Origin of the sequence: Streptomyces sp. NPDC005483 (genome assembly GCF_040606035.1) — a bacterium.
Lineage (GTDB): Bacteria > Actinomycetota > Actinomycetes > Streptomycetales > Streptomycetaceae > Streptomyces.
Window position 1 is genome coordinate 201843 of the sequence record NZ_JBEXEA010000007.1, and the last position, 17654, is coordinate 219496.

The 17654-nt window shown below is 71.5% G+C and carries 13 protein-coding genes; 10 read left to right on the forward strand and 3 right to left on the reverse strand.

Going from position 1 to position 17654, the window contains the following annotated elements:
- Positions 1 to 78: 78 nt before the first annotated feature.
- Together ABZT06_RS15970 and ABZT06_RS15975 are read right to left on the reverse strand one after the other, a co-directional pair.
- A complete protein-coding gene (locus ABZT06_RS15970) occupies positions 79 to 2010 on the reverse strand; it encodes a phosphatase PAP2 family protein (protein WP_355740529.1) in 1932 nt (643 codons plus the stop codon).
- A 171-nt stretch (positions 2011 to 2181) separates the two neighbouring features.
- A complete protein-coding gene (locus ABZT06_RS15975) occupies positions 2182 to 3081 on the reverse strand; it encodes a BadF/BadG/BcrA/BcrD ATPase family protein (RefSeq protein ID WP_355740531.1) in 900 nt (299 codons plus the stop codon).
- Positions 3082 to 3389: 308 nt separating this feature from the next.
- Here ABZT06_RS15975 and ABZT06_RS15980 point away from each other — a divergent pair, with 308 nt between their 5' ends.
- The 6 genes from ABZT06_RS15980 to ABZT06_RS16005 all read left to right on the forward strand — a co-directional run bounded on the left by ABZT06_RS15980 (position 3390) and on the right by ABZT06_RS16005 (position 11615).
- Positions 3390 to 4511: an ROK family protein gene (locus tag ABZT06_RS15980; RefSeq protein WP_355740533.1), complete on the forward strand. Its 1122-nt coding sequence runs from the start codon at positions 3390 to 3392 to the stop codon at positions 4509 to 4511.
- A gap of 276 nt (positions 4512 to 4787) precedes the next feature.
- Complete coding sequence (locus ABZT06_RS15985) at positions 4788 to 6110, forward strand: extracellular solute-binding protein (RefSeq protein ID WP_355740535.1); 1323 nt, start codon at positions 4788 to 4790, stop codon at positions 6108 to 6110.
- Between the two features lie 123 nt (positions 6111 to 6233).
- Positions 6234 to 7154 (forward strand): sugar ABC transporter permease, encoded by a 921-nt coding sequence (locus tag ABZT06_RS15990; protein WP_355740537.1) that lies wholly within the window; start codon positions 6234 to 6236, stop codon positions 7152 to 7154.
- On the forward strand, positions 7151 to 8053 hold the full coding sequence (locus ABZT06_RS15995) for a carbohydrate ABC transporter permease (RefSeq protein WP_355740539.1): 903 nt from the start codon (positions 7151 to 7153) through the stop codon (positions 8051 to 8053). The genes ABZT06_RS15990 and ABZT06_RS15995 overlap by 4 nt, the downstream gene beginning before the upstream one ends.
- 2 nt (positions 8054 to 8055) lie before the next feature.
- A complete protein-coding gene (locus ABZT06_RS16000) occupies positions 8056 to 9777 on the forward strand; it encodes a hypothetical protein (RefSeq protein ID WP_355740541.1) in 1722 nt (573 codons plus the stop codon).
- Between the two features lie 5 nt (positions 9778 to 9782).
- The gene (locus tag ABZT06_RS16005) at positions 9783 to 11615 is read left to right on the forward strand and encodes a hypothetical protein (protein ID WP_355740543.1); all 1833 of its coding nucleotides are present in this window, start codon (positions 9783 to 9785) and stop codon (positions 11613 to 11615) included.
- Between the two features lie 25 nt (positions 11616 to 11640).
- On the opposite strand, the gene ABZT06_RS16010 is transcribed toward ABZT06_RS16005, so the two are convergent.
- Positions 11641 to 12297 (reverse strand): nucleoside/nucleotide kinase family protein, encoded by a 657-nt coding sequence (locus ABZT06_RS16010; RefSeq protein WP_355740545.1) that lies wholly within the window; start codon positions 12295 to 12297, stop codon positions 11641 to 11643.
- 78 nt (positions 12298 to 12375) lie between these two features.
- Here ABZT06_RS16010 and ABZT06_RS16015 point away from each other — a divergent pair, with 78 nt between their 5' ends.
- The 4 genes from ABZT06_RS16015 (at position 12376) to ABZT06_RS16030 (ending at position 17573) form a co-directional block, all read left to right on the forward strand.
- On the forward strand, positions 12376 to 12822 hold the full coding sequence (locus tag ABZT06_RS16015; RefSeq protein WP_355740547.1) for an SgcJ/EcaC family oxidoreductase: 447 nt from the start codon (positions 12376 to 12378) through the stop codon (positions 12820 to 12822).
- A 43-nt stretch (positions 12823 to 12865) separates the two neighbouring features.
- Positions 12866 to 13603, forward strand: coding sequence for a beta-phosphoglucomutase family hydrolase (locus ABZT06_RS16020; RefSeq protein WP_355740549.1), 738 nt, complete (start codon positions 12866 to 12868; stop codon positions 13601 to 13603).
- The gene (locus ABZT06_RS16025) at positions 13600 to 15954 is read left to right on the forward strand and encodes a glycosyl hydrolase family 65 protein (protein WP_355740551.1); all 2355 of its coding nucleotides are present in this window, start codon (positions 13600 to 13602) and stop codon (positions 15952 to 15954) included. The genes ABZT06_RS16020 and ABZT06_RS16025 overlap by 4 nt, the downstream gene beginning before the upstream one ends.
- Positions 15955 to 16085: 131 nt before the next feature.
- Complete coding sequence (locus ABZT06_RS16030; protein WP_355740553.1) at positions 16086 to 17573, forward strand: hypothetical protein; 1488 nt, start codon at positions 16086 to 16088, stop codon at positions 17571 to 17573.
- Positions 17574 to 17654: the final 81 nt, after the last annotated feature.

Here is a 17654-nt window from a genome sequence, read left to right on the forward strand (position 1 = left end):
ACCGGCCGGGCGGTGGCGGGAGCGATCCGGAGGGACCTCATGAGGGCCACTCTCGCATCAGCTCCCGCACCGCGGGCGTCACCGCTTCAGGAGTCGTACCGACAGACCTTCCGCCGTGTAGACGGGTACGGCCCGCAGGGTGCCGGAGTTCAGTTCGACGCGGTCGAACTGGCCGCGCAGTCCCTGGTAGCCGAGGACACGGACCGTCTGCCCGGCCTTCGGCGGCTTGTGCGCGTCGAGCTCGAGCGACAGGACGCTGCCCGCGCCGAGCACCGCGCGCCGTGTCACCTCCAGGACCGGCTCCTGGCCCGACCGCAGCGTCAGCTCCAGCGCGCCGGCCTCCTGGCTGTACGTGCCGTGGACCTGGAGCGAGGTGCCGTCCAGCGTCAGCTTCCCGCCCTGCACCCGCACGTCGCCGTGGCCGAGCGCGTGCGCCGCACCCGCGACCAGGGCGCCCTCCTTGAGCACGGTCCCGCCGGTGTACCGGTTGTGCCCCGTCAGGGTGAGGGTGCCGCTGCCCCGCTTGGTCAGACCGCCACAGCCGTCGATGTCGTTGCGCCAGGCGTCGGCCGCGTGGAATCCGCCCGCGGCCGCGTCCAGCGTGACGGTGACGTCGGAGTCGAAGGAGCCGTAACCGTCCGCCGCGGCGAACAGGTTGAGCCGCCCCCACTGCTCGAAGCCGTCCAGCAGGACATAGCCCGAGGGCAGCCCGGTGGTGCGCAGCACCTCACGGCGCTGTGCCGCGTCGAGGTACGGCAGTCGCGTCTCCAGCAGCACCTCCGCGCCCTTGGGCACGGTGAACGGCTCGTTGCCGCCGTCCCGGTGCAGTACGTAGGTCAACCGGGGTTTGACGGAACGGGCGTTGGTGTCCCGGTCCGCGTACACGTCGGCGGCGTCCGAGTGGGCGTAGGCGAAGAGGGTGTCCGCGGTGGTGCCGGTCTGCTCGGTGAAGTACTTCAGTGCCTGCGCCCGCGCGGCGGCCTTGAGGTCGGCGTTCGCGGAGTCGGCCAGGGTGGCGGCGGCCAGCGCGGTGGCCATGATGCGGCCGCCCATGACGTCGACCGTCGAGTGCATGCCGGACATGATCCGGGTGTGGCTCAGCTCGAAGGCGCGGGTCACCAGTTCCTGGAAGCGCTCGGGTACGGCGTACGCGAAGGCCAGGCCCGCCAGGTGGAAGGCGTTGGTGTGGCCGCTGGGGAAGCCGCCGTCGTCGACCGGGGAGCTGCTGCGCTGGCGCAGCAGCTGGGGGGCTACGACCACCTCGGAGTCGTAGACCGGGTAGCCGAGCGCGTCCTGGGCGCCGGTGTCGACGACCTCGCTGTCCTCGTTCATGCGCCACGGGCGCGGGTACTGGAAGGCGTACTTGCCGGGGTTGCCGGAGGCGTACGGGCCGCGCACAGTGTCGACCAGCTTGGCCACCAGGCCGAGCGAGGAGTCGTAGGAGCCGGCGCCGAGAGCGGAGCCCGCGGGGGCGTCGGCCGGGACGGCGTCGCTGATCGTCGTCGCCGGGGTGGTGTCGGGCGCGCTGGTGATCGAGGTGACCGCCTTGGCGCCGGAGCGGTAGAGGCCGGCGAGCGGGCCGAGGCCGCCGGTCATGGCGTAGCTCTGGTGCTGGCGGTCGTAGAGGAAGGCCTCCTTGGCCTGCGCCTCGGTGCGCGCCTGGGTGACGCGGGCGCAGTAGCGCATGTTGGCGCGCAGTATCTCGGGCCGCAGCGGGGTGCCGGTGTTCCAGGCGGAGCCGGTCTTCCACACCCGGGCGAAGCCGCCGAGGGCCCGCACCACCGCGTTGGTCTCGGGCGTCAGGTTCGCCATGACGTTGGACTTGTAGTCGTCCACGAACGCGACGGGGGCGGTGGCGGCCTTGGCGTCCGCGGCGCCCAGCCAGGAGGCGAAGGTCGGCGCGGCCAGCACGCCTGCCGAGGCGCCCAGGGAGGTCTTGAGGAAACCCCTTCGCTTCATGGCGCGTTCGGTGAGCGGCGCGGGGGAGTGCTGCCCGGCGGGTGACGGCATGGGTCTGCCTGCCTCTCTGGAGTTCTGCGGCCTGCGGCCGGGGAGGTGGTGCGGATGCGACTCATGATGCGCTGGACGGCCTGTGTGGCGAATGCGCTTTCTGAAGTCGTACGAGCGAAGATCTACGGGCGAGTCGTGTCGGACCGGAGGAGACTCGGCGTCCGGCGGATGTCACAGAAGTGAACGGGCCATCGCCACCGCGCCGTCCACCGGCGGTGCCCGCAGGGGCTGCGGCCGCGCGGCCGGCACGCCGTCGGCGAGTGCCGACACGAAGGCGTCGTACAGCGAGCGCTGGGCGAGGACGGTGCCGCCCGCGACCACGACGTCGTCGACCACCACGCCGCGGGCGGCGAGGCGTTCGACGAGTGCGGCAAGGGCGCGGCCCGCCTCGGCGATGACGGTGCGGGCGAGCGGGGATCCGGCCTCGGCGGCGGCGAAGACGGCCGGCGCGTGCCGGCCCCAGTCGGCGGAGGCCGAGGTGGCGTGTTCCAGTGCGGCGCCGAGCGCGGGTACTTCGGGGACGTCGAACCCGGACAGCAGACCGAGCGCCAGCGCGTCGGGCTGCTCGCCGCGGTCGTGCGCCGCCCAGACGGCACGTACGGCCTCGCGGACCAGGCCGGCGGCGCCGCCCTCGTCGCCGAGGAGGGCGCCCCAGCCGCCGACCTGCACCGGGGTGCCGTCGGCGAAACGGCCCACGGCGACCGAGCCGGTGCCGGCCACCAGGCCGACGCCCTTGTCCAGCCCCGCCGCGGGGACGAGGAGTTCGGCGTCTCCCACGACCAGCGCGGGCGCGTCGAAGTGCAGTTGGAGAGCGGTGCGGATCTGCGCGCACTGGCGCGGGGTCTCGCAGGCGTGCCCGCCGACGGCGAGGGCAAAGGGGCGGGCGCCCTGGGGAAGCGCGTCGGCGGCCAGTGCGGCCAGCCAGCCGGCGGCGGCCACCGGGTCGTGGGGCCGCCAGCCGCTGCTGGAGCGGACGTGATCAGCGACAAGGGTGTCGCCCGCGAACGCGCGGAGCTGTGTCTTGGTGCCGCCCACGTCGATGCCGACAACCAGGGGTGCGGTGTCCTGCACGGAACCTCTTTCGTCGTTGCGCTGTGTGCTGCGACGGTGGGCGAACCGTGCCGTGGGGCAAGGCAGTTGGAGAACTAGGGAAGCCCCGGGACGGGCCTCTGACGGACCACGGCAGGCGAGTACCGTGACGTTCGTTAGGAAGTTAACTAACGAAGTACAGTGCGTGTCAATAGGCGTCACGCACTCGACTTCCCGGGCCCCCGTCCTGGGACGGGGGGCGAGACGCCGGAGCAACCCATCGCCGCCTCCCGCCGAGCCGCTCGGCCTCGGAGCGCGGCCTGTGACCTGGGGGAAGTGTGGAACACGACGTGGCGAGAGCCCCCCGTCTGACCGAGAGCGCAAGCGCTGTATTCGCCGTGCTCGCCCAGGCCGGGACCGCGACGCGGCCGCAGCTGGCGAGCCTGGCGCGCCTGTCCAAACCGACGGTCTCCTCCGCCGTCGCCGAACTGGAGGGCGTCCATCTCGCGGCCCACTCCGGCACCTCCTCCGGCGCCACGGGCCGCAGCGCCGCCGTGTACCGGCTCGGCCCGGCCGCGGGCGCCGTGCTCGCCGTCGACCTCGGTCCCGCCCTCACCCGGGTCCGCGGCTGCGCCCTGGACGGCACCCTGCTGGCGGAGGCCACCGGCCCCCGGGAGGACGCCGCCGACGTGGTGCGCGACGCCCTGTCCGCGCTGCCCGCCGACGCCCCGCTGCGCACCATCGTCGTGGCCGTCGGTGATGTCACCGCGCCGCAGAAGATGCGCCCCGCCACGGCCAAGGCCGGACCCGTCTTCGACGCGGTGACGGTCGCGCTGCCGACCGGAGTCCCCGTCCACCTGGAGAACAACGTCAACTGCGCCGCCCTCGCCGAACTGCACGAGGGCGCGGCCCGCGGCCGGCACACCTTCGGCTACCTGCGCATCGGCGTCGGTATCGGTCTCGGCATCGTCGTAGGAGGCCACGTGCTGGCCGGGGCCAACGGCGCCGCCGGAGAGCTCGCCAGGCTGCCCTACCCCTGGGACGACGACCTGGAGCCCCGCCACGAGGCCCTGGAGGAGTACATCGGGTCCCGCTCCCTGCTGCGCCGGGCCGCCGAGGCCTGGCCCGCGTCCGACGGCACGTGCCCCCGCACCGCCGAGCGGCTCTTCGCCCTCGCCGGACAGGGCAGTGCCACGGCCCGCGAGGTCGTCGCCAGACACGCCGTGGACGTGGGCCGGCTGGCCGCCGCCGTGACCGCCGTACTGGACCCGGGACTGCTCGTGCTGGGCGGCAGCACCGGCGCGTATCCGCAGCTCCTGCCCGGTGTGCGGGCCGAGCTGGAGCGGCTCAGCTGGCCCACCGAGGTGGTCAGCAGCCAGGTCGGTGATCTCGGTACCGTCGTGGGCGCCGCCCGCCTCGCGGTCGCGAGAGGAGTCCAAACCGTGACCCAGGCGGCGCGGACGAAGGATTGACGGTTTCGGACTCGGTCTGCCAATGTCCGGACAAGCGCTTTCTAAGTCGGCCGGGACGCCGGCTTGGGCGAGCGTCCCGCCCGTACTCGACGTACGGCAACCGCACGAGGGCGTGCCCGTGCGGTGACGGCCACAGCGGCCGGGGACCCTTGCCCGTCAGGATGACGCGGCCGGGCGAGGCCGCGCCCTCGGAAAGCAACCCTCCTGCAAACTGCACCCGTGCCGCCTAGGTCGGCGCCGTGCTCCGTCCCCTACGACGAAAAAAAGGGATCGAAGATGACCACTGTGGGTGTGCGGCGCTCTAGCCGTCTCGGCCGCGGCGGCATGCGCCGCCTGGTTTCCCTCGCTGCCGCCGCCTCGGCGGGTGCCCTGCTGCTCTCCGCCTGCGGGTCGGGGGGCGACTCGGGCGGAACCTCCAAGTCCCTGACGTTCTGGATCTCCACGGTTCCGGGGCAGGACGCGGGCTGGAAGAAGATGGTGGCGCAGTACAAGAAGGAAACCGGCGTCGCCGTCAAGCTCGTCAACATCCCCTACGACGGCTACACCACGAAGCTGCACAACGCCGCGCAGGCGAACTCCCTGCCCGACGTGGCCGCCGTCCCGGCGCTGGACCCGATCTGGTCGAGCAAGCTGATCGACCTCAGCTCCATCGCCAACAACAAGACCAACAAGATCAACGCCAACTTCCTCGCGAAGGACTCGTCCGGGAAGGTGCTGTCCATCCCCTCGGACGTCACCGCGTCCGGTCTGTTCATCAACAAGTCGCTGTTCGAGAAGGCGAAGGTCTCCTTCCCGACCTCGCCCTCGAAGACCTGGACCTGGACCGACTTCATCGCCGCGGCCAACAAGGTCCGCGAGAAGACCGGCGCCAAGTACTCCCTGACCTTCGACCAGTCGCCGTCCCGGCTGCGCGCCATGGTGTACGAGATGGGCGGCAAGTACGTCCACGCCGACGACTCCGGCAAGTTCTCGGTGGACGCGGCGACCAAGAAGGCCGTGAACACCTTCGTCGGATGGAACGACGACAAGACCATGCCGAAGTCGGTGTGGACCAGCGGCGCCGACCCGTCCGCCATGTTCCAGAGCGGTGACGTGGTCGCCTACTGGTCCGGCGTGTGGCAGGTCCCCGCCTTCGCGGACAGCATCAAGAAGTTCGAGTGGGCGAGCGTCCCGACCCCCGCCCAGCCGGTGCAGGCCAGCGACGTCAACAGCGGCGGCATGACGGTGGGCTTCAACAACAACGGCGACGCCGCCAAGGCCGCGACGAAGTTCCTGTCCTGGCTGTACGAGCCGGCCCACTACCAGGCGCTGTGCGAGGCGTCCGGCTTCCTGCCGGTCGAGAGCGGTCTGAGCCCGAAGTACCCCTTCACCTCCGAGGCGGCGCAGGCGGCGTTCAAGCTGTACAACGAGGAGATCCCGCTCTACGCCCCGATCTCCGGCTACTTCAACGGCGCGCAGACGAACTGGGTGCTGAAGGGCAAGAGCCTCACCGAGGACCCGACCAAGACGGAGCTCGGCAAGGCGATCAACGGCCAGCAGTCGGCCGACAAGGCCCTGCAGAACATCGTGGACGGCTACAACCAGCAGGTCGGCGGCTGATCGTAGGCCACGGTGCCGGGCGGCGGCGTCTCCTCCCCGCCGCCCGGCACCGGCCGCCCATGTGGTGCCGGGCTCATGGGGTGAGCCCACCGCAATCCATTCCACCAGCACGGAGTCAGGAAGATGACAAAACGCGCCTCGGTCGTGACCGCGAGCCCGCCGAGCTCGCCCAGGAGACGCAGTAAGTACACCCTTGCGCCGCTCGTCCTCATCGCGGCCAACGTCGTGCTCTTCGCGCTGTTCTTCGTCTGGCCGGCGGTGATCGGGCTTGTCTACTCCTTCACGAACTACACGGGCGTGGGGGTGTTCCAGTGGGTCGGGCTGGACAACTACCAGAACCTGTTCGGGGACTCCACGTTCTACGACGCCCTGACCCGGACCCTGCTGTACACCGTCCTCTTCGTCCCGCTGAACTTCGTGGTCTCGCTGCTCGCCGCCAACCTGGTGGTGAGCAAGCACGCCAAGGGCGGGTCGGTCGCCCGCGTCGTCTTCTTCATCCCGTGGCTGCTGTCGCCCATCGTCGTGGGCGTCCTGTGGCGGTGGATGTTCGGTGAGAACTTCGGCCTGGTCAACTACGTCATCGAGAAGTTCGGCGGGGACGCCGTTCCGTGGCAGTCGAACGCGGACCTCTCGCTGCTCGTGGTGGTGATGGCGGCGGCCTGGGCCTGGACGGGGTTCACCATGCTGCTGTTCATCGCGGCGATCAAGAACGTACCGGTGTCGTACTACGAGGCCGCCTCGCTCGACGGCGCCGGCCCCTGGCGCCAGTTCTTCAGCATCACCCTGCCGAGCATCGCGCCCACCTCGTTCATCGTCATCCTGCTCAACACGATCAACTCGATGAAGGAGTACCCGGTGTTCGTCGCCCTCAACAACGGCGGACCCGGCACCTCGAACAACCTGCTCGTCCAGTACATCTACGAGACCGGCTTCAAACGCGGCCAGATCGGCTACGCGAGCGCCGCGTCGTTCGTGCTCATGCTCATCCTGATGGCCGTCGCGATCATCCAGCTGATCGTCAACCGGCGGGTGGAGAACCGATGACAACCACAGACATCCCGCGCCCGGCCGACGTCGGCTCCGGACGGAGCGTCTCCAAGAAGCGGCCCCGCAAGACGGCCACCGGAGGGCTCCGGCAGGCGGTGTCCGCGACGACACTGCTGTGGATCATGGCGTGCCTGTACGGGTTTCCGGTGCTGTGGTTCGTCCTCAGCTCCTTCAAGCCGGCCAGCGACCTGTTCTCCTATCCGCTGACGCTGGTCCCGCACAACCCCACGCTGTCGGGATTCAGGGCGGCGTGGGACAGCGCCAACTTCTCCCAGTACTTCATCAACACGGCCCTCGTGTGCGTGATCACGACGATCCTCACGGTGGGTGTCAGCTGCTGCACCGGGTACGCCCTGGCCAAGTACGACAACAAATGGCTCAAGGCGTTCTTCCTCTGCATCCTGGCCACCACGATGCTGCCGGGCGAGGTCATGCTCGCCCCCGAGTTCCTGGTGGTCCGCAATCTCGGCCTCTACAACTCCTTCGCCGGCATCATCCTCCCGGCCGTGCTCACGGCGACCGGATGCTTCATGTTCCGCCAGTTCTTCCTGACGGTTCCCGACGAACTGGTCGAAGCCGCCCGCATCGACGGCGCCAAGGAGTTGTCGATCTTCCTGCGGATCATGGTGCCGCTTTCCCGGCCCATCATGCTGACCCTCGCCATCCTGTCCTTCCAGTGGCGGTGGAACGACTACATCTGGCCGCTCCTGATGCTCAACGACCCGAACAAGTTCACCGTGCAGATCGGCATCCAGAGCATCGTCGGCGCCCAGAACATCAACTGGTCGGTACTGCTCGGCGCATCGGTCATCTCGATGATCCCGCTGATCGTCATCTTCCTGGTCTTCCAGCGCTACGTCATGGGCGCCGACATCAATGCCGGACTGAAGGACTGATCTTGCCCACCCCGCTCGACCACGAGTTCGTCCGGTCGGTGGCCCGTGCCGCCGACCGGTCGGCCGTCCCGCTGGCGGCCGACCCGGACGTGGAACCCGCCGGCGTGCCGCACCGTGGTCTGGCGCGGCGGGTGAAAACCCTGACAGCGGCATACCGTTCCCCGGACTCGGCACTGCACGGCAGCGGACAGGCGGTCGCCGCCGCGATGACCCACCTGCGGGCCCTGCGGGCCGTGCAGACACCCTCCGGTCTCTTCGCGGGCGGCGACAACGTGCAGTCACCGCCCGACTCCGCGTTCACCGTCAACGACGTGTGCGACGCCTACGTCCTCGCCGCCGGCGCGGGACCGGAACTGGGCGAGGTGACGGCCGCGCTCGCCGAGATCGCCGACGCCGCCACCGCCAGTCTCCTGACCGGTGGCGTGCACACCCCGAACCACCGCTGGGAGCTGAGCGCGGCGCTCGCCCGGCTGCACCGGTCGTTCCCCGACGACCGGCTGCTCGCCCGCGTCGAGGAGTGGCTCGCCGAGGGCGTCGACATCGACACGGACGGCCTGTACTCGGAACGCAGCGCCGTCTACGCGTCCATCGTGACCAATCCGGCGCTGCTGTTGCTGGCCGAGGTGCTCGGCCGTACCGACCTGCTGGACGCCGTCGAACGCAACCTGGCCACGACCCTGGACCTGATCAGGCCGGACGGCATGGTGGAGACCGTCCACTCGCGCCGCCAGGACCAGAAACTCTCGTTCGCCCTGTGGCCCTACCTGCCGCACTACCGGCTGCTCGCGATCCGCACCGGCCGGGGCGACTTCGCCCGCGCGGCCCGGCTGGCGGCCGCCGACGGCATCGACGACCCCGACCTGCTCGCCCAGACCCTCCTCACCCCGGATCTGTGCCGCGCCCTGTCGGCCCCGGACGCGGAGAAGTTCCCGCGCGACCGGTTCCTCCCCACCGCACGTCTCGCCGCACACGTCTCGGCCACCGCGCACACGGTGGTGTACGGCGGCTCCGACGTGCCCGAGCACCGGCGCATCCGTTCGGGCCTCGCCTGCAATCCCACTTTCCTGCGCATGTTCGCCGGTGCCGCCGTCCTCGACGCGGTCCGCCTCTCGCGGGTGTTCTTCGACCTGGGCCCGTTCCGTGCCGCCGACATGGAACGGCTCGCCGACAACCGGTACCGGCTCACCCAGACCCTCACCACCGCCTACTACCAGCCGCTCCCGAAGGACCGGAGGCGCGACGACGGCGCCTACCGCCTGGTGGACGAGGGCCGCTTCTCCGCGGCGATGGCCTTCCCCGACCGCCCTCAGGACGAGGTCTCCCACACGACGCGGGTCGAGGTCGACCTGCGGGAGGACGGGGCCGACCTGCGGATCGACATCAGCGGCCCGACGGTGCCCTGGTGCCTCGAACTGACCTTCCGGCCCGGTGGCGTGGTCGACGGATCCGTACCGCTCGGCGACGGAAGCTGGTGCCTGACGACCGAGCCGTTGACCTACCGCGTCGGCGACGACGAGATCCGGGTCGAGGCCGCCGTGGAGACGGGCGAGCCGCTCGCCGGGCCGGACCGGACCGACGTACTGCGCTACGACCCGGGCCAGGACTACACCGTGGTCGGCGGCACCGACGCGACGACCGGACATCGCGTCTACCTCGGTGGGCACGGACCGCAGACACTGACCCTCACACTGCGCGCCACGACCGTCCCAGGCATGAAGGACTGATTCCCGTGCACCTCCCTCGTCAGCTCGGCCCGCTGCACGACCTGCCGGACACCCCGCAGGCCTACGACGCCGTCCTCGCCGACGTCACCGAGCAGGCCCTCGCCCGGCTGACGCCCGAGGGCAACCTCGAACACCCCGACTGCGTCGACGACATCGGCGACACCTCGCTCGGCATCACCTCCCTGCTCGCGTTCGCCTGGCAGCGCGGCAAGGACCCGAGGCTGCCGGAGGCGGTGAGCCGCAGCCTCGCCTTCCATCTGCGCGAGCGGGTCTACACCGACGACAACCCGGGCTACCCGAACCTGAAGGTGCGCAACTCGGGCCTGCCGTACGCCCGTTACACCCTGGAGGCAGGCGCGCACCCCATCGGCGACTGGCCGAGCACGGTGTGGGCACTGCTCCAGGCGGTGAACCTTCTCGACGCGGCGGAGGGCCTGGTCGAGGACGGACCGCGCGCCGAACTCCTCGACGTGGCCCGCGGATACTGGCGCTGGCTGACCGAGGCGACCTTCTTCAACCCGCAGGAGGCGGGCAACCAGGCGATCGGCTGTGTGGTCGGCGGTCTGATGCTCTCGGACCATCTGCCGGACGGGGAACGTGAGTCGGTCCGCGAGCGGGCGCTCCGGCTGTACACCGAGGAGATCCGCGCCCACCGGGTCCTCGACCGGGGCGCGCTGCTGCCGCCCGAGCACGGCGGCGCCTACGACAACAACTACGGGCCGATCTCTCTGTCCTTCCTCGCCCAGGCCCACCGGATCAGCGGCGCGGAGATCTTCGCCGAGGACGGCGACACCCTGGCCCGGTACATCGACGCCCGCCTGACGGGCGGCGGCTACGACAACGGCGGCCCGCGCTACAGCGAGCAGCACTCCGCCTTCGAGTCGGTCCTGGGCCTGCGCTACTTCGGCGCCCGGATCGGCGCCGACCTGGGCCGCTACCGGGGCGACTCCCGCTGGGCCCGGCACGCGGTCAAGGAGGACGGGGGAGTGGACGGCCACTTCGCCTGGATGCTGGTCTGGCAGATCCAGGACACCACCCGCTGGCACCGGGAACCGTCCACGGCGATCGCCCGCCACCAACTGCGCGCGGGCACGGTGTCGGTGGCCTTCGACACGAAGATGACTCCGGCAGTCGTCGAGGTCGGCGGCACCTACTACCTGCCCGCGGCCGTCCACCGCCAGCACGGCTTCGGCCCGGTCGTCGACGGCTTCCTGCTGTGCCGTCCCATGGGCGAGGTCAGGGTCCGTGACGTGCGCGCCGACGGCCTCGCGGCCAAGCTGGTCACCAAGCCGGTCGTCGGCCGCGACCACGTCCTGCGGCACATCCAGTCCCTGTACGTCACCGACGGCACCAGCCTGTGGACCACGGTCACCGTGGAACGCCTCCCCGGCACGCCCTACCTCCTGGCCGGGCTGCCGTACGCCGAGGACGACGGCGACAGCGTGCGCCGGACGGCCGAGGGCGAGGTGGCCTCCGTGGGCGCCCTGCGGCTGACACACCCCGAGGCCCAGGGCATGGACCACTTCGACGCCCGCTCGGAGGCGACCCAGGAACAGGCGGCCTTCGCCCTGGCCGCCGACCCCCGCGGCTACGGCAACCCCGACGAGGGCTGGCGCCACCTGATCAGCTCCACGGCCCTGGAGGCGGACCCCGTCCCGGACGCCCCGGACGACCTGCACGCCTTCGCCGTGCGCTACGGCCCCGGAGCCGCCCCGACGGCGGCCTTCGCACGCGACGGCGCCGAACTGACCGTACGCACCGAGGCGTTCACGGCACGGATCGGCGACCCCGCGGGCGATGCCCACGGCGAGCCGGAACTGGCGCTGTCCGCCTGCTGAGGCGCGGGGGCCTCGGCCCCTTCCCTCACACGTCCACGCGCGGCAGTGCCGAGACCGGCACCAAGAGGTCGGCCCGCTGCCGGCCGGCCGCCACCAACTCCGCGTTGCGCTGGTCCGAGCGCATCACCCACGCCACCGCCTCGTCGTGGGTCTTGCCGAACTCCTCGTGCCGGGCGACCAGCCGGCGCACCCGCTCGTCCTCGTCGAGCGCGCAGAACCACACCTCGTCCAGGGCCGGCCGGACCCGCGTCCACGCGCCGGTGCCGAGCAGCAGGTAGTTCCCCTCGGTCACGACCAGGCGGGCCGTCGGCGGCACCGGGATCACCCCGGCGATCGGCTGCTCCAGGACCCGCTCGAAGCCCGGCGCGTACACGGTGTCCCCGTCCGTCTCCTCGCGCAGCCGCCGCAGCAGCGCCGCGTACCCCGCCGCGTCGAAGGTCTCGGGCGCCCCCTTGCGGTCGCGCAGCCCGAGCCGGTCCAGCTCCACGTCGGCGAGGTGGAAGCCGTCCATGGGGACGTGCGCCACCCATGGCTCCCCGGAGCCGTTCAGCGCCCGCACCAGATGCTCGGCGAGGGTCGTCTTGCCCGCGCCGGGGGACCCGGCGATGCCGAGCACGGCCCGCCTCCCGGGCTCGGCGAGGGAACGCGCACGGGTCACAAGGTCGTCGAAGGTCAGCGGCACACGCCGAGTGTGTCATTCGATGACTTCGGATCGGCCAGGCACCCTGGAGGGCGGAAGGGGGAGAAAGGAGCCCCAGTCGTGCCCCAGTACTCCGACGAGTCCGACGCCTCGAACGCCTCCTACGCCGCGAACGCCTCCGACGAGGCGCAGATCCGCGCCCTGATCACCGGGTGGGCCGAAGCCGTCCACCGCGGTGACCTCGTCGGCGTGATCGCCGACCACGCCCAGGACATCGTGATGTTCGACGTGGCGTCGCCCCACCACGGCATCCGGGGCCTCGCCGCCTACCGTGCGGCCTGGCCGCCCTTCTTCGCATGGCAGGCCCAGGGCGCCTGCTTCGACCTCGAGTCCCTCCACGTCACCGCGGGCACGGACGTCGCGTACGCCCACGCCCTGGTGCGCTGCGCCACGCCGGAGGAACTCGCCGCGCACCCCGGGTTCCGGCTCAGACTCACCTTCGGCCTGCGCAAGGAACGCGGCCGCTGGCTGGTGGCCCACGAGCACCACTCGTTCCCGCACGACTGAATCCACCTGTTGACGAAGCGAAAGGCTGGGAACCGTGTCCTGTATGACGGAGCTCGGTCTACCCGCAGAGATCAAGGCCTGCCTGTTCGACCTCGACGGGGTCGTCACCAGGACGGCAGTCGTGCACGCGGCCGCCTGGAAGGAGATGTTCGACGCGTTCCTTCGTGAACGTGAGGGCGAACACTTCCGGCCATTCGACGACCACGACTACGACCAGTACGTCGACGGCCTGCCGCGGGCCGACGGTGTGCGTACCTTCCTCGCCTCCCGCGGCATCGAACTGCCGGACGGCGATCCCGACGACCCACCGGGCGCGGAGACGGTCCACGGCCTCGGCAACCGCAAGAACGCCCTCGTCCTGGAGAAGATCCGCACCGACGGCGTCGAGGCCTACGACGACACCCTGACCTACATCAGGGCGGCCCGCGCGCAGGGTCTGCGCACCGCGATCGTCTCCTCCAGCGCCAACTGCCGTGACGTGCTGCGCGCGATCGACGCCGAGGACCTCTTCGACGTACGCGTCGACGGCGTGGTCGCGGCCGAGCGCCGACTGCCCGGCAAGCCGCGCCCCGACACCTTCCTCGCCGCCGCCCACGACCTGGGTCTGGACGCGCCCCGGTCCGCGGTGTTCGAGGACGCCCTCGCCGGCATGGACGCCGGCCGCGCGGGCGGCTTCGGATACGTCGTCGGCCTGGACCGGGTCGGGCAGGCCGACGCCCTGTACGAGCACGGCGCGGACATCGTCGTCAAGGGCCTCGCCGAGCTGGGAGGGCACGCGTGATCACCCAACGCTCCTACACCGTCGAGCCCTGGGCCGTCCGCGAGACCTCCCTCAAGCTCGACGTCCTGGCCCAGAGCGAGTCCGTGTTCGCCCTGTCCAACGGCCATGTCGGCTGGCGCGGCAACCTCGACGAGGGCGAGCCGCACGGCCTGCCCGGCTCCTACCTCAACGGCGTCCACGAACTGCACCCGCTGCCGTACGCCGAGGCCGGTTACGGCTACCCGGAGTCCGGTCAGACCGCCATCAACGTCACCAACGGCAAGATCGTCCGGCTCCTCGTCGACGACGAGCCCTTCGACCTGCGCTACGGCCGTCTCGTGGCCCACGAACGCTGCCTCGACCTGCGCCGGGGCGTCCTGGAGCGGTCCTGCGAGTGGATCTCACCGGCGGGCTCGCGGATAAGGGTGCGCTCGACCCGGCTCGTCTCGCTCACCCAGCGGGCGGTCGCCGCGGTGGCCTACGAGGTGGAGCCCGTCGACAGCCGCACCCGTGTGGTGATCCAGTCCGAGCTGGTCACCAACGAGAGCCTGCCCGGGGCGAACGGCGACCCGCGCGCGTCGAAGGTCCTCAAGTCGCCGCTGGAGCACGAAGAGGGCTTCGCCGACGGCACCCGGCTGCGGCTGGTGCACCGCACCCGGCACAGCGGACTGCGGGTCGCCGTGGCCGCCGACCACGTGATCGAAGGACCGGAGCGCACCACCACGAGCAGCGAGGAGACGGTGGACCTGGCCCGGTTGACCGTCACCTCCGTCCTGGAGCCCGGGCAGCGGCTGCGGGTGGAGAAGCTCGTCGCCCACGGCTGGTCCGGCGCCCGGTCCCGGCCCGCGATGAGCGACCAGGTCGACGCGGCCCTGGCGGCCGGGGCCCACAGCGGCTGGGACGGACTCCTGGACGAACAGCGAAGCTACCTGGACGACTTCTGGGCCCGCGCCGACGTCGAGCTCGACGGTGACGAGGAGATCCAGCAGGCCGTCCGCTTCGCCCTCTTCCACGTGCTCCAGGCGGGCGCCCGCGCGGAGCAACGGGCCATCCCGGCCAAGGGACTGACCGGTTCCGGCTACGACGGCCATGCCTTCTGGGACACCGAGACCTTCGTGCTGCCCCTGCTCACCTACACCGAGCCACGTGCCGTGGCCGAGGTGCTGCGCTGGCGGCAGAACACGCTGCCCGCCGCCCGCGAGCGGGCCGCGCAACTCGGCCTGAACGGCGCCGCGTTCCCCTGGCGGACCATCGAGGGCTCGGAGGGCTCGGCGTACTGGCCCGCCGGCACCGCCGCCTTCCACGTCAACGCCGCCGTCGCGGACGCGGTGGTGCGCTACACCGAGGCCACCGGCGACACGGACTTCGAGCGTGACACCGGCGTCGAACTGCTGGTGGAGACGGCCCGGTTGTGGCGCTCGCTCGGCCACCACGACCACCACGGCGTCTTCCACATCGACGGCGTCACGGGCCCCGACGAGTACAGCGCGGTCGCCGACGACAACACGTACACCAACCTCATGGCCCGCGCGAACCTCCTCGCGGCCGCCGACGCCTGCGCCCGCCATCCGGAACAGTCCGCCGCGCTCGGCGTGGACGACGAGGAGAGCGCCGCCTGGCGGGATGCCGCCGAGGCCGTGCACATCCCCTACAACGCCGAACTCGGCGTGCACGAACAGCACGCGGGCTTCACCCGCTACCAGCGCTGGGACTTCGACAGCACCCGCGCCGACCAGTACCCGCTGATGCTGCACTTCCCCTACTTCGACATCTACCGCAAGCAGGTCGTCAAGCAGGCGGACCTGGTGCTGGCGATGTACCTGTGCAGCGGCTGGTTCGAGGAGTTCCACGACGAGGAGCAGATCGCCCGCAACTTCGCCTACTACGAGCCCCTGACCGTACGGGACTCCTCTCTGTCGGCCTGCGTCCAGGCGGTCGTCGCCGCCCGCGCGGGACACCTGTCCCTCGCCTACGCCTACACGGCCGAGGCGGCGCTGATGGACCTCGCCGACCTGGCGAACAACACCCGCGACGGACTCCACATCGCCTCCCTCGCGGGCACCTGGACGGCCCTCGTCGCCGGTTTCGGCGGTCTGCGCCGCGACGGCGAGTCCCTCCGCTTCGCGCCCCGGCTGCCGGAGCGGTTCAGCCGCCTCGCCTTCAACCTCCAGCTCCTGGGCCGCTGTCTGCGGGTGGAGATCGGCCCGGACAAGGCGACGTACACCCTGATGTCGGGTGCGCCCCTGAGGATCAGCCACCACGGCACCCCGCTGACCGTCAACGGCGACGGCCCGGTCGTCCGCCCCGTCCCGCCGCCGGAGGACCGCCCGGCCCCGGACCAGCCCCCGCACCGCGTCCCGCACGCCCGCTGACCCGGACGGGCGATCCGGCCGGGCGCCGCTTGGCCGAACTGCGCCCTCCACCCCTCCGGCCTCGGGTTAGGTTGTCCCTGCCTTTGAGGACGTGACCAAGTCCCCGCGGCATACGGGGTGAGGGGTGGACGATGACGCACGGCGACAGAGCCCTGCTCGTCGGAGGCGATCGGCATACACCGTCGGTCGCCTTCGACGCTTTACGGCGGGCCGGGGGCTCCTGGCAGCTCGCGGCGGTGGCCGCCGCCTTCACCCTGGCCCAACTCGTCCTCGTCCGCCCCGGCATGGGCCTCGGCTGGGACGAGACGGTCTACGTCAGCCAGGTCGCTGTCCAGGCCCCGGCCGCCTTCTTCAGCGCCCCGCGCGCCCGCGGTGTCTCCCTGCTGGCCGCGCCGATCGCGAGCTGGTCGACCTCGACGGAACTCCTGCGCGTCTACCTCGCCGTGCTGTCCGGCCTCGGCCTCTACCTGGCCCTGCGCGCCTGGCGCGGCCTCTTCCCGGCCCGCGTCCTCGCCGCCGGCGGTGCCCTGTTCGCCTCCCTGTGGATCACCCTGTTCTACGGCCCCCAGGCCATGCCCAACTACTGGGTCGCCGTGGGCGCGCTGGGCGCGGTCGGCTGCTTCCTGCGGGTCCGGGAGAACCCGAGGGCGCTGTGGGGAGTCGTCGCGGGGGCCTGCCTCATGGCGTGGATGCGGCCCACCGACGCGGTGTACGTCGCCCTGCCGCTGCTCGTCGTGGCCGCCGTGGACCGTCATCGGCGGCTCGTCGCCGGGCTGGTGGCCGGGCTGGTGGCCGGTGGCGTGCAGTGGGTCATCGAGGCCTACACCAGCTACGGCGGCCTGGCCGAACGACTGCACGAGGGCTCCCGCATCCAGGGCGGACTGGGCCTGCAGTTCGCCGTCGACGACCAACTGCGCAGCCTGGGCGGCCGCAGCCTGTGCCGTCCGTGTACCGGCCCCCTGCCGGACCCCGCGGTCATGGCCTGGTGGTTCGTCCTCCCGCTGCTGGCCGGCGCCGGCCTCGTCGTCGCGGCCCGGGCCGGCCGCACCCGGCGTACCCTCGTCCCCCTGGCCTGCGCCACGACCGCGGCCGTGCCCTACCTGTTCCTGATCGGATACGCGGCTCCCCGGTTCCTGCTGCCCTTCTACGCCCTGCTCGCGATCCCGGTCGCCGACGCGCTGTTCCACCTCGCCACCACCCGCGCCGGCCGGTGGCGCCCGGTCGCGGCGACGCTGATCGCGCTCGGTCTGGCGGGACATCTGGCGGTGCAGTACGCGGTGCTGGACCGTACGGTGCGCCGCACGACGGACGATCACCACGACTGGGCCACCACCGCGGCCGAGCTGCACCGTCTGGGCGTGCGCCCGCCCTGTGCGCTCACCGGCCACCTGGCGATCCCCGTCGCCTACTACACCGGGTGCTCGTCGTCGGCGGTGGCCGGTCCGAACGCCAACAGCAGCGTGGCCGGGATCGTGCGCACGTCCCGTCGTCTCCCCCTCGCCGTCCTCACCCGGTCCGGCGGCGCACCGCCCGCCTACGCGCGCGACTGGCGGACCTTCCCCGCCGCCGGGATGGACATCCACATCGCACCGAACGTGAGCGGACAGGGCCCGACCTGACGCCCGGGAAGGAGCGCGGGCGGCGTTTCCGGCCCCCGTGCAGCTGGTAGGACTCCGGATGTCGGCCTGAGGACGAGGGGG